Below are 12,444 nucleotides of genomic sequence, written 5' to 3'. Positions count from 1 at the left end.
CGGAAACCTGACGCCCAGAGAATTTGCTGAGAAAAGAACGATGGACAAACTGGCCGCGTAGGGCCATCAAACCAACCCCAAGGACTCTCCGCTAGGTGGAGGAAACTTGGGGCTCAGGTCACTTGGTCTGCTGGCAAAAATTGAAGCAACCAACCCCGATCAGCAGGTGCAAAAAGTAGATTAAGTGACGCCAGGTATTGCCCAATAACTAGGGAGTAGCTCAGTTTAATCGGGAGCATGAAGTCCTAGAAAATGCCCATGGGTGCGATGGGGATGTATGCTGGCGCCACCGTGATCCGTGGCTTGAAAGCTCCTCTTTCTGAAGCTAGCTCTACCTCTGCACAGAGGGGCCGAGATCAGCATATTTTTAGTGCCGGGGCTAGGGTGACAACGATCGTTTGTTGATAGCTCGAATTGGTGGCTTTGAAAAACTAGGAGGATAGCGGCCTGGTTGAACAAACCAACTCGATGACGTTACGTCTCGCCGTCCATTTTTAGGCCGGTTACACGGTTACAAAATAGCATATAACCTATTGTTTTTAAATGTATTGGGTCGATGTCCAACCTCTCACCTTATCCCCCCTTTTTAACGTCTCGATACCATATGGACCCTTGCGCGCAGGGGTAGTGACATGACCTGCGCAGGGCCCAGTATTGGCGCGGGGCCTTGACCATCGTCCAATCACGCCAAGGCCGCAGATGCCTTGAAGCGTGCAGACAAGGCAATGGACATGGCAGTTGCGGCTGTGAAGACGTGTCGCAAATCAATAAAGGCCGAAAAGGCAACCTGGTAGCCCTGGCATGGTATCAGGGGGACGGCAGTGGCTAAAACAGGGCGAGCCAAATGCCGATGAACATCAAAATGCCGCCGATATTCACCCAGCCGTGCCAGATGGCATAGCGGAACGGCAGGCGCTTGCGGGCGTAAAAGCCGGTGCCGATCACATAGCTGGCGGCCCCGGCGACGACGCACCACAGGGCAGAGCTTGGCAGTCCCTGCAAATCCGGCAGCGCTGACATGCCCAGAGCCCCCAAGGCCAGATAAGAGGCGGTAGACCAGCGGGTTTTTACGGTTTCACTGGTGATCTTGTTCCAGATCGCCACGCCGGTCAGCCCCCAGCACAGCCAAAGCAGGGTAAAGGTCCAGGGAGTGCCTGCCTGTAAAAAGAAGGGCGTGAAGGTCCCTGTGATACTGGGATAAATCGCCGCATGGTCGATCCGGCGCAGCAAGAGGCGGCGATGGTGCCAGGGCGAAAAGTGATAGCAGCTGGAGGCGATATTCGAGGTCAGCGCACAGAGCACATAGACCGCCAGGGCGAGAACCAGGGTGAGGTCTAGCCCGGTATTTGCCTTGAGCGCGAGAACCGTACCGGCGGTGAGGATCAGCACCAGACCAAAGATGTGCACCGCGATATCCGCGCGCCGCTGCAGCGGAACCGGGGTGGGGTAGTTTGACGCGGTGGCGCTGTCAGTCTGGGGATCAGGCCGAGCGCCCGACTTGGGCTCAAACATCGGCTCCGACATTGGCTCAGAGGTTGGTTCAGACATGGGCAGGTCTCGCTGTGCTCTGGTTTCAGGCGCTGGTTATTTGGTTCAGCGATAAGCGCGGGATCTGCCGCTGTCCAGATTTCCGGGGCGTCAGATCACCGGGGCGTCAGGATTGCCTGAAATGGCATCTGTCCCCAGAGCAGCTGTCCGAATAGCGTGCCGGTCATGCCCTTGGCAGGCGGTGATTGCGGACCGGGTGCGAAACTGCGCTTTAGTAGCGGCCGTTATCTGCCGGATAAACGCCCAGGATTTCGACATTGGTGGTGAAATATGCCAATTCATCCATGGCAAGTTGCACATTGGCATCATCCGGGTGGCCTTCGATATCCGCATAAAACTGCGTCGCGGTGAAGGAACCATCGACCATATAGCTCTCAAGCTTGGTCATGTTGATGCCATTGGTGGCAAACCCGCCCAGCCCTTTGTAGAGCGCGGCCGGGATGTTGCGGACCTGAAAGACAAAGCTGGTGATCATCCCGTGCGCGCCGCGGCGGCTGGTGTCGGCGTCGCGTGACATGATAAGGAAGCGCGTCGTGTTGTCGCCGTTATCCTCGATCTTTTTCTCCAGGATATCCAGCCCGTAGATCTCTCCGGCCAATTCGCTGGCCAGCGCCGCTGTATGGATGTCACCTGCGGCCGCGACATCGCGCGCTGCCCGCGCATTATCGGGGCTGACGCGGCCCATGATATTGTTTTTGCGTAGGAATTTACCGCATTGTGGCAGCAGGACCAGATGCGATTTTGCCTCGCGGATGTCTTCCAGTTTGGCGCCGGGCACCACCAAGAGATTGATGTGGACCCGCACAAAGGCCTCGTCGATGATGTGCAGCCCGCTATGGGGCAGCAGGCGGTGGCTGTCGGCAACCCGGCCATAGGTCGAATTCTCAACCGGCAGCATCGCCTGCTCTGCCTCGCCTGAGCGTACCGCCTCGATGACATCCTCGAATGTGGCGCAGGGCAGCACCTCCATATTGTGGCGCGCATTGCGACAGGCCTCATGGCTGTAAGAGCCGAGCTCTCCCTGAATGGCGATTTTTCCGGTCATGAGTGCGACTTTCCTGCAAAACTTCAGCAAACGGGCATTTCGTCGCGTTGTCTATACCTTGCCACTGACGAGTGGAAGCCTTAGACAACGACGCAGACAGCTAAAACGGACACGCGATTCATGTTTGACACGATGACCCTAACCAAAGCGACCGCAGGTGTCTGCGGATCGTTCCTGGTGCTTCTTCTGGGCCAGTGGGCCGCGGATGTGCTCTACTCGGCGGAAGCACACGGTGAGCAATCTTATACAATTGAGGTTGCCAGCGCAGAAGCGGCCCCTGAGGTCGAAGAGGTCAGCTTTGAAGAGCTGATGGCCTCGGCTGATGTTGGCAAAGGCGCCAAGGTCTTTAAGAAATGCGCAGCCTGCCACAAGATTGAGGAGGGCGTGAATTCCACCGGTCCTTCGCTTTATGGCGTTGTAGACCGCGCCCAGGCCGGCGTGGATGGCTTTGGCTATTCCGACGCTTTGACAGGGCTGGGCGGTACCTGGACAGCAGAACAGCTGGATGCCTTCCTGACCAAACCATCTGGCTATGCCTCTGGCACCACGATGTCGTTCTCTGGCCTGCGCAAAGCAAAAGACCGAGTGAACCTCATTGCCTATCTGGACAGTCTCGACAACTGATCCCAATCGGGATCCGGGTGAACAGATTGTTCTATCTTTCGGATGACCAAGGGTCGCGGCATGTGCTGCGGCCCTTTTTATGTGTTGCGTGGCGTTCGGGTTTGAAATCGCGCCTGATCACGCGCTTGCGATCTGCACAGGCCCGCGCGGGTGCAATCTCAACTTGAATGTTACCGCCTGCCAGCTTTAGCTTGAGGCACAGGAAATAAGTCGGGCCAGTGCAAGGCCAGACAATGGAGGTTGTGGCGAATGGCATCCCGTATGGCAGAGAAACAAACAGGCTATCAGCAGGGGCGGCGATCGCAGATTCGCGCCGGTCAGGCCAATCCCGCGGCCAAAGCGGTGGAGGCATCACATGCGTCAATCCGCGCCGTCTTGCTGTTGATCCTGGGCTTTGCCCTTGCGCTGGTCCATGCCTTGCCGCTGCGGGCCGAGGGCGAGACTGTCAAAAGTCACGGCTTTGCCGAATTTGGCACGCTGAAATACCCCGAAGGCTTTGCCCATTTTGAATATGTGAACCCCGAGGCCCCCAAGGGCGGCGAGCTGTCGATTTCAGCGGTGGGTACCTTTGACAGTATGAACCCTTTTACCCGCAATGGTCGCGCCGGGGCTTTGGCCTCAAACCATTTTGAGAGCCTTCTGGTGGAATCCTATGATGAGCCGGGGTCTTATTACGGATTGATCGCCGAAAGCCTGGAATACCCGCCGAGCCAGGATTGGGTGGTATTCAATCTGCGCCCCGAGGCGCGTTTTTCCGATGGTAGCCCGGTAACGGCGGATGATGTGGTGTTTTCCCACAATATTCTGCTGGATCAGGGCTTGCAGTCCTATGCCGAAGCCGTGCGCAAGCGGATCCCCAAGGCCGAAGCGCTGGGCCCGCATCAGGTGAAATTCTACTTCTCGCCCGATTTTCCGCGCCGCGCCATGATCAGTCAGGTGGCAGGTACGCCAGTGTTTTCCAAGGCCTGGTTTGAGGCTGATCCCGAAAACCGTCGCCTGGACGAACCGCGCCTTGATCCCGGTATCGGATCAGGCCCCTATATTCTGGAAAAGGCTGAAATCAATCAGCGCATTACCTATCGCCGCAATCCCGACTATTGGGGCAAGGATCTGAACGTCAATATTGGTCGCCACAACTATGATACCATCCGGGTAGAGTATTTTGGCGACAGCATCGCCGCGATGGAGGGCTTCAAGGCCGGCGTTTATACCCTGCGCCCGGAAAACAGCTCCAAAAGCTGGGCCACGTCTTATGATTTCGAGGCAGTTGCCAATGGCAATGTAATCAAGGACGAAATCCCCGACGGCAATGTACCCGCCGCCAATGGCTTTGTGATGAACCTGCTGCGGCCCAAATTCCAGGACATCCGTGTCCGTGAAGCCGTGCAGCTGGCCTTCAACTTTGAATGGACCAATGAGAGCCTGCAATACGGGCTGTTCCGTCACCGCAGTTCATTCTGGCAGGATAGCGCGTTAGAGGCGAAAGGCATCCCCCAGGGGCGTGAACTGGAAGTGTTGACCGCGCTGGCGGATCAGATTGATCCTGCCATCCTGACGTCGGAACCGGTGATGGCGCATAGCTCCAAGCCGAAACGGCCCAATGATCGCCGCAACCTGCGCCGCGCCATGCAGCTGCTGGATGAGGCCGGCTGGGCCGTCAACGGTGAAGGGCTGCGCCAGAACGCAGAGGGCGAGGTGCTGAAGATCGAATTCCTGCTCGACAGTCCAACGCTGGAACGCATTGTTGGCCCCTATGTGTCAAACCTGCGCGCCATGGGCATTGATGCGGTGCTGAACCGGGTGGATTACGCGCAATATACCAGCCGCCGCCGGGAAAAGGAGTTCGATATGATCTCGACGGCCTATCCCATGGCGCTGGAGCCTTCGACCGGGCTTTATCAGTATTTTGGTTCGGAAGCGCATGAGTTTTCGGTTTTCAACCCGGCAGGGCTGGCGGATCCGGCGGTCGATGCGCTGATCGACAATATCGTCGATGCCAAAACGCAGGCAGAACTGCATTCAAACGCGCAGGCGCTGGACCGGGTATTGCGCGCCAAACGGTTCATGGTGCCGACCTGGTATCTGGATGTCAGCTGGGTGGCCTATTGGAAGCAATACGCCTACCCTGAAAACCTGCCGCCCTATGACACCGGTCTTCTGGATCTGTGGTGGGTGGATGCGGACCGCGAGGCTGAATTGAAAGCCTCGGGCGCCTTGCGGTAAGGGCGCGACATGGCAGCCTATATCCTGCGCCGGCTGTTGCTGGTGATCCCAACCCTGTTTGGCATCATGGTGGTGAACTTTACCCTGGTGCAATTTGTGCCCGGCGGCCCGGTGGAACAGATCATCGCCCAGTTGCAGGGCGGGGGCGACGTGTTCGAAGGCTTTGCGGGCGGTGGTGGCGATGCCGAAGGTTCCAGCGTCATTGAGGCCAATGACAGCTATGCGGGCCGTCAGGGTTTGCCGCCCGAACTGATCGCCGAGTTGCAAGAGCAGTTCGGCCTGGATAAGCCACCGCTGGAACGCTTTGGCCTGATGCTGTGGAACTACATGCATTTCGATTTCGGCGAGAGCTATTTTCGCAAGATCGACGTGACTGAACTGGTGTTGGAAAAGATGCCGGTCTCGATCTCGTTGGGGCTGTGGTCGACCTTGATCGCCTATATGATCTCGATCCCCATGGGCATCCGCAAGGCGCTGCGCGATGGCTCGCGGTTTGATACCTGGACCAGCGGCGTGATCATTGCCGCCTATGCGATCCCGTCGTTTCTGTTCGCCATCATGCTGTTGGTTCTGTTCGCCGGCGGCTCTTACTGGCAGATTTTTCCGCTGCGCGGCCTGACCTCTGACAACTGGGAAAGCCTGAGCCTGTTTGGCAAGATCGCAGACTATGCCTGGCATATCGCGCTGCCGGTAATGGCCTCGACCATTGGTGCCTTTGCGACGCTGACGCTGTTGACCAAGAATTCCTTTTTGGATGAGATCAAAAAGCAATATGTTATCACCGCCCGCGCCAAGGGGTTGAGCGAGCACCGGGTGCTTTATGGTCATGTCTTTCGCAATGCCATGTTGATTGTCATTGCCGGCTTTCCGGCGGTGTTTATTGGCGTGTTCTTTTCCGGCAGCCTGATCATTGAAACGATCTTCTCGCTTGATGGATTGGGCCGTCTGGGCTTTGAGGCCGCCGTGGCACGGGATTACCCGGTGATTTTTGGCACCCTGTTCATTTTTGGTTTGATGAGTCTGGTTGTCGGCATTCTGTCGGACATCATGTATGTGCTGGTTGATCCGCGCATCGACTTTGAAAAGCGCGAGGGCTGATCCATGGCACTCTCCCCCCTCAACCAGCGCCGCTGGAACACCTTTCGCCGCAACAAGCGGGCCTATTGGTCGATGTGGATCTTTGCGGTGCTCTTTGGTCTGTCGCTCTTTGCCGAGTTTCTGGCCAATGACAAACCGATCCTGGTGAGCTATCGCGGCGAGATCTATACGCCGATTTTCAAGTTCTATCCCGAGACCAGTTTTGGCGGGGATTTCAGAACCGAAGCGATCTACCGCGATCCCGAAGTGCAATGCCTTATCCGCTCTGGTGGGGTGGAAGACTGTTTTGACGAACCAGAAGAGATTCTCGAGCAGATCCGCGCCGAGACGTTTGATCATGCAGAGTTCCATAAGGGGTGGAGCCTCTGGCCGCTGATTCCTTATTCCTTCAACACCACCGTGGATCGCCCCGGCGCGGCACCCTTGCCGCCGAATAGGCAGAACCTACTGGGCACCGATGATACCAAACGCGATGTATTGGCACGGGTTATCCATGGCTTTCGTCTGTCGATCCTGTTCACATTGATGGTGACTGGCGCGGCCACGGTGATTGGCATTCTGGCCGGTGCGGTGCAGGGCTATTTCGGGGGCTGGCTCGATCTGGTGTTCCAGCGGGTGATCGAGATCTGGAGCTCTACCCCAACGCTCTATGTGATCATCATCATGTTTGCCATTCTCGGCCGCAGTTTCTGGCTGCTGGTGGGGCTGATGATCCTGTTCAGCTGGACCTCGCTTGTGGGCGTGGTGCGTGCAGAATTCCTGAGGGCGCGCAATCTGGAGTATGTTCGCGCGGCCAAGGCCCTGGGCGTGGGTAATATGACCATCATGCTGCGCCACATGCTGCCCAATGCCATGGTGGCGACGCTGACCATGCTGCCGTTCATCATCACCGGCACCATCAGCGCCCTGGCAGGGCTGGATTTCCTTGGCTTTGGCCTGCCCTCCTCGGCACCCTCCTTGGGTGAGCTGACCCTGCAGGCAAAACAAAACCTGGAGGCCCCCTGGCTGGCCTTTACTGCCTTTTTCACCTTTGCCCTGATGCTGTCGCTGCTGATCTTCATCTTTGAAGGGATCCGCGACGCCTTTGATCCCAGAAAGACCTTTTCATGAGTGCCATACTTGAGGTTCGCGACCTGCGTGTGTCTTTCCGCCAGGATGGCCAGGTCACCCAAGCCGTGAAGGGCGTGTCCTTTTCCGTAGGGCGCGGTGAAACCGTGGCCCTGGTGGGCGAGTCCGGATCTGGTAAATCCGTCTCGGCCCTCTCGACGGTTTCGCTGCTGGGAGATAGCGCCATCGTTGAGGGCTCTGTCACCTATGACGGGGTTGAAATGGTCGGCGCCTCGGAAAAGCACCTGATGCAGGTGCGCGGCAATGACATCAGCTTTATCTTCCAAGAGCCGATGACATCGCTCAACCCGCTGCACACCATTGAAAAACAATTGGAGGAATCGCTGGCGCTGCATCAGGGGCTACAGGGTGCCCCCGCGCGGGCACGCATTCTGGAATTGATGCAAAAGGTGGGTATCCGCGACGCTGAAAGCCGCCTTGGGGCCTATCCGCACGAACTGTCCGGTGGTCAGCGTCAGCGGGTGATGATCGCCATGGCCCTGGCCAATAAGCCTGAGGTGCTGATCGCGGATGAACCCACAACGGCGCTGGATGTGACCATTCAGGCGCAGATCCTGGAACTGTTGGCCGAGCTGAAGAAAAGCGAAGGCATGGGCCTGCTGTTCATTACCCATGATCTGAATGTGGTGCGCCGCATTGCCGATCGGGTCTGCGTGATGAAGGGCGGCGAAATCGTCGAGGAAGGCCCGGCGGTTGAGGTCTTTGACAACCCGCAACATGCCTATACCCGGAAACTCTTGGCGGCAGAGCCGTCGGGCCAGCCGGCGCCTGTTTCATCGGATGCGGCCAAGCTGATTGAGACCCGCGATCTGAAGGTCTGGTTTCCGATCAAAAAGGGGCTGCTGAAGCGCACCGTTGGCCATGTGAAGGCGGTGAATCCATGTTCCATTTCGGTACGGGCTGGCGAAACCCTTGGCATCGTTGGCGAATCTGGGTCGGGCAAGACCACCATGGCGCTGGCGATCATGCGGCTGATCGCATCCGAAGGCGCCGTGCAGTTTTGTGGTGATGACCTGCGCCAATGGTCAACGCGCGATCTGCGAAGCCTGCGCAAGGATATGCAGATCGTGTTTCAAGATCCCTTTGGCTCGCTCAGCCCGCGCATGACCTGCGCCCAGATCATTGCCGAAGGGTTGGCCATTCATAAGGTCGATCAACACCGCGCCCCGCGTGATCTGGTGGCCGAGGTAATGGCAGAGGTCGGGTTGGATCCTGCCAGCATGGACCGCTATCCGCATGAATTTTCCGGCGGCCAGCGCCAGCGCATTGCCATCGCCCGCGCCATGGTGCTGCGTCCAAAACTGGTGGTGCTGGATGAACCTACCTCGGCGCTGGATATGACCGTGCAGGTGCAGATCGTCGAGCTGCTGCGCGATCTGCAAGCGCGGTATGGTCTGGCCTATCTTTTCATCAGTCACGATCTGAACGTGGTGCGCGCCATGTCGCATCAGGTGGTGGTGATGAAACAGGGCGATATCGTCGAAGCGGGGACCGCCGACGCGCTGTTTGAAAACCCACAGCAGGACTACACCCGACAGTTGCTGGCCGCGACCCGCTAGAGCCTGTTGCGCAAAAGTGGGTGCCGGTTTCGCGCATCTGAAGCATGCAAAATCAATCAGCCAGAGTGTGGTCGCCTGCATGCGAATCCCGCGACAGGCTCTAGGCTGCAGGTATGCGCTGGGGTGGGGTGTCGGCGTAGGCGTCAAAGGCCTGCGCGACCACCCGTGCCAGAGGGCGCGCGTCAGGCGGCAGATCAACGCCTTCGGCGGTGCGGATCAATACACCGGGAAAGGCTGCGCACGCCTTGTCGAGCAGGGCATTGACCTGTGGCGCCGCCTCTGGGAATTCGGCCACGAGATCGGCACTGCGGATTGTGAAATGACACAACAGTGCCTCTATCATGCGCCCCCGCAGGCGATCATCGCCCTGAAAGGCATGCCCCCGCGCCGAGGCGAAGGTGCCGCGATCGATCACGTCCATATAGTGCGCGGTGCCGGGTGCGTTCTGCACATAGCCCTGCGGCAGCCGCGATATGGCCGAGGCACCAAGCCCAATCAAGATATCCGTCGGCGCATCGCTATAATCTTGAAACTCCCGCCGCAGATTCCGACTGTCGCGGGCGCGGATCAGGCTATCACCGGGACGCACGAAACTCTCTAGCCCGATTTGTTGATAGCCTGCCTGCAGACAGCAGTGTCTTGCACTCTCAAACAGGGCCAGCCGCGCCTCTGGTGTGGGCAGGGTTTCCGAAGGAATCATCGCCTGGCGACGGATCTGAGCCGGGAGGTGCTTGTACCCATATAGAGCCACGCGGTCTGGCGAGAGCGACAGCAGGTCTGTGATGTCTTGGGTGATCTGCGCCTGGCTTTGATGGGGCAGGCCAAATAGAAGATCGGTGCTGAGCGCACGAATCCCACCACGCCGCAGCATTTCGACGCAGTTTTGCAGCGTTTCAAACGGCAGAGATCGCCCAATTGCCTGCTGGGTCTCTGCGCCAAAGCCCTGAACCCCAATCGAGGCCCGCGTCATCCCGGCCTTCATCAGGGCATCGCAGCGGGGCTGGTCAAAATCATTCGGGTCTATTTCAACAGAAAACTCGGCCTTTGGTGCCAGCGGAGCAAGCCCGGCAAGCGCGGTTGACAGTGTCGCTATTAGTTCAGGTGGCAAGATGGTCGGTGTGCCGCCGCCCCAGTGGAGCCGGGCCAGTTGAACCCTGTTTGGCAGATGCGGTTTCAGCAGGGCGATTTCCTGCTGCAATGCTGTGACATAGGCTTCGACCTGCGCAATAGAGCGCGCCCCTTGGGTGCGGCACATGCAAAACCAACAGAGATTCTGGCAGTAGGGTATATGGAGATACAGCCCGATCTGACTGCCCTCAGGAATTTGCTCCAGCCAGGATGCAAAGTGTTCGGGGCCAAGGCTGAGGCTGAAATTCTCTGGTATTGGATAACTGGTGTATCGCGGCACTTTGGCGCGAAACAATCCGAGCTTGGCCAATTGTGATTCCTGAGACATATCCCTATTCTAGGGGGCGATGGCACGACTGAAATTGACCTGGATCAAATGGGATTACTTATGACCGTCGATACCCTCGCCCATGTCAGCTGCGCTGATTGCCCGATTCGCCACCGCGCCGTTTGCGCCCGCTGCGAAGAAGATGAACTGGCGGCGCTGGATGGTATCAAATACTACCGTAGCTATGAGGCGGGGCAATCGATCATCTGGTCTGGGGACGTGATGAACTTTGTTGGTTCTGTGGTCTCTGGCATCGCGACGTTGACCCAGACAATGGAGGATGGCCGCACCCAGATGGTGGGGCTGTTGTTGCCAAGCGACTTTGTCGGCCGTCCGGGGCGCAGTGGTGCCGCCTATAATGTGGTGGCCACCACCGATCTGGTGATGTGCTGTTTCCGCAAGAAACCCTTTGAAGACCTGATGGCGCGGACGCCGCATATTGCGCAACGCTTGCTTGAAATGACCCTGGATGAGCTGGACGCTGCGCGAGAATGGATGCTGGTGCTGGGCCGGAAAACCGCGCGGGAAAAAATCGCCAGCCTGCTGACGATCATTGCCCGCCGAGATGCCTCTCTGACGCCACAGGGGGTGGTCAATACGCTTACCTTTGATCTGCCGCTCACCCGTGAGGCCATGGCAGATTATCTAGGGCTCACGCTGGAAACGGTCAGCCGTCAGATGTCTGCGTTGAAAAAAGACGGGGTAATTACCCTGGAAGGCAAGCGCCGTATTCATGTGCCGAATATGGCCCGCCTGTTTGAAGAAGCCGGCGATGACAGCGATGGTGGTTTCCTTAGCTGATCGTCTTTGGTTTGGCTTTTCCCGGCTTGGTAGAGACTGCGCCGGGCAGGTCGCCAGATGATGGTCTAGCCAGGGTTTTCGCGTAGCCAAGCGGCAACCTGGCGACTGGCAGAATCGGCGCTGCGCCCGGACATGTGCCACAGGCGCAGGGCGTGTGGCAGCTGTGCGCGATGGGCAAAGGGCGCGACGAGGCGGCCGCTGGCCAGATGCGGCGCCAACAGGGCCTGGTGCCCGATCAGGATCCCGGCTCCGTTCAGTGCCTCTTCCACCGCCAGCGCATAGAGCGAATAGAGCGGCCCACGCGGCGTGATTTGGTGCTGCGGAGCGGCACTCTCAAGCCAGTGGTGCCAGTCGCCCTCCCAGGTGGTGTCGAACAGGCAGGGGTGATCTGTTAGAGCCTGGGGGCTGCGCAGTCGGGCTGCAAGCTGCGGCGTACAGACCGGAAAGATCACATCCTCGGCCAGTACATCCCCGCGATCCGCATCAAAGAACAGGCACAGATCATAGGGTGTGCGCTTGAGATTCGGCGGCTGCTCCAGCGCGGTGATTGAGATTTCGGTATTGGGGAGGGCGGTGCGCAGCTGCGGCAGACGTGGCGAAAGCCAGAATTGCGCAATCGCGGGCAGGGTGGCGATATGCACCACCCGCGGTGCGGCCTTGTCGCGCATCATTTGCACCGCCCGTCCCAGTTGGTCAAACGCCTGGCTGAACTCTGGCAGCGCCTGCGCCCCCAGCGGGGTAAGCGCCACCCCCTTGGCGCTGCGTTGAAACAGCGGCGCCCCCAGGGCGCTTTCCAATGTCTTGATCTGGGCTGAAATTGCGCCGGGGGTAACGCCCAGCTCATCCGCCGCAGCGGCAAACCCGCCCAGCCGCGCGGCAGCTTCAAAGGCCCGCAGAGAGGTCATGGCAAAGGATTTGGGCCGGGGAGGGGAAACGGGCATGAATTAGCCTTAATTTTTCTG

At 58.5% G+C, this 12,444-nt stretch carries 10 protein-coding genes; 6 read left to right on the top strand and 4 right to left on the bottom strand.

What is annotated here, in order from left to right; translation table 11 throughout:
- Nucleotides 1–825 precede the first annotated feature (825 nt).
- Both trhA and P2081_RS13260 read right to left on the bottom strand, forming a co-directional pair.
- Nucleotides 826–1,548 carry a PAQR family membrane homeostasis protein TrhA gene (trhA, locus tag P2081_RS13265; RefSeq protein ID WP_278923349.1) on the bottom strand — a complete coding sequence of 241 codons (723 nt, stop codon included), beginning with the start codon at nt 1,546–1,548 and terminating at the stop codon, nt 826–828.
- 211 nt (nt 1,549–1,759) lie between these two features.
- Nucleotides 1,760–2,593 (bottom strand): prephenate dehydratase, encoded by an 834-nt coding sequence (locus tag P2081_RS13260; protein ID WP_278923348.1) that lies wholly within the window; start codon nt 2,591–2,593, stop codon nt 1,760–1,762.
- Between the two features lie 120 nt (nt 2,594–2,713).
- Here P2081_RS13260 and P2081_RS13255 point away from each other — a divergent pair, with 120 nt between their 5' ends.
- The 5 genes from P2081_RS13255 (at nt 2,714) to P2081_RS13235 (ending at nt 9,225) form a co-directional block, all read left to right on the top strand.
- A complete protein-coding gene (locus P2081_RS13255; RefSeq protein ID WP_278923347.1) occupies nt 2,714–3,217 on the top strand; it encodes a c-type cytochrome in 504 nt (167 codons plus the stop codon).
- A gap of 249 nt (nt 3,218–3,466) precedes the next feature.
- Nucleotides 3,467–5,440, top strand: a complete 1,974-nt coding sequence (locus tag P2081_RS13250; RefSeq protein WP_278923346.1) for an extracellular solute-binding protein — start codon at nt 3,467–3,469, stop codon at nt 5,438–5,440.
- Nucleotides 5,441–5,449: 9 nt separating this feature from the next.
- Entirely contained in the window at nt 5,450–6,538 is a 1,089-nt protein-coding gene (locus tag P2081_RS13245; RefSeq protein WP_278923345.1) for a microcin C ABC transporter permease YejB, read from the top strand.
- A gap of 3 nt (nt 6,539–6,541) precedes the next feature.
- On the top strand, nt 6,542–7,648 hold the full coding sequence (locus P2081_RS13240; protein ID WP_278923344.1) for an ABC transporter permease: 1,107 nt from the start codon (nt 6,542–6,544) through the stop codon (nt 7,646–7,648).
- A complete protein-coding gene (locus tag P2081_RS13235; protein WP_278923343.1) occupies nt 7,645–9,225 on the top strand; it encodes an ABC transporter ATP-binding protein in 1,581 nt (526 codons plus the stop codon). The genes P2081_RS13240 and P2081_RS13235 overlap by 4 nt, the downstream gene beginning before the upstream one ends.
- Nucleotides 9,226–9,325: 100 nt before the next feature.
- On the opposite strand, the gene P2081_RS13230 is transcribed toward P2081_RS13235, so the two are convergent.
- The gene (locus P2081_RS13230; protein ID WP_278923342.1) at nt 9,326–10,681 is read right to left on the bottom strand and encodes a radical SAM protein; all 1,356 of its coding nucleotides are present in this window, start codon (nt 10,679–10,681) and stop codon (nt 9,326–9,328) included.
- A gap of 60 nt (nt 10,682–10,741) precedes the next feature.
- Here P2081_RS13230 and fnrL point away from each other — a divergent pair, with 60 nt between their 5' ends.
- Nucleotides 10,742–11,482 (top strand): transcriptional regulator FnrL, encoded by a 741-nt coding sequence (gene fnrL / locus P2081_RS13225; RefSeq protein WP_278923341.1) that lies wholly within the window; start codon nt 10,742–10,744, stop codon nt 11,480–11,482.
- 65 nt (nt 11,483–11,547) lie between these two features.
- Here fnrL and P2081_RS13220 read toward each other — a convergent pair whose 3' ends face one another.
- Complete coding sequence (locus P2081_RS13220; protein ID WP_278923340.1) at nt 11,548–12,423, bottom strand: LysR family transcriptional regulator; 876 nt, start codon at nt 12,421–12,423, stop codon at nt 11,548–11,550.
- Between the last annotated feature and the right edge of the window lie 21 nt (nt 12,424–12,444).

The organism is Pseudophaeobacter profundi, assembly GCF_029697505.1.
Classification (GTDB): Bacteria; Pseudomonadota; Alphaproteobacteria; order Rhodobacterales; family Rhodobacteraceae; genus Pseudophaeobacter; species Pseudophaeobacter profundi.
Note: the sequence above shows the minus strand (reverse complement) of the source record. Positions and strands in the feature narration are given on the sequence as shown.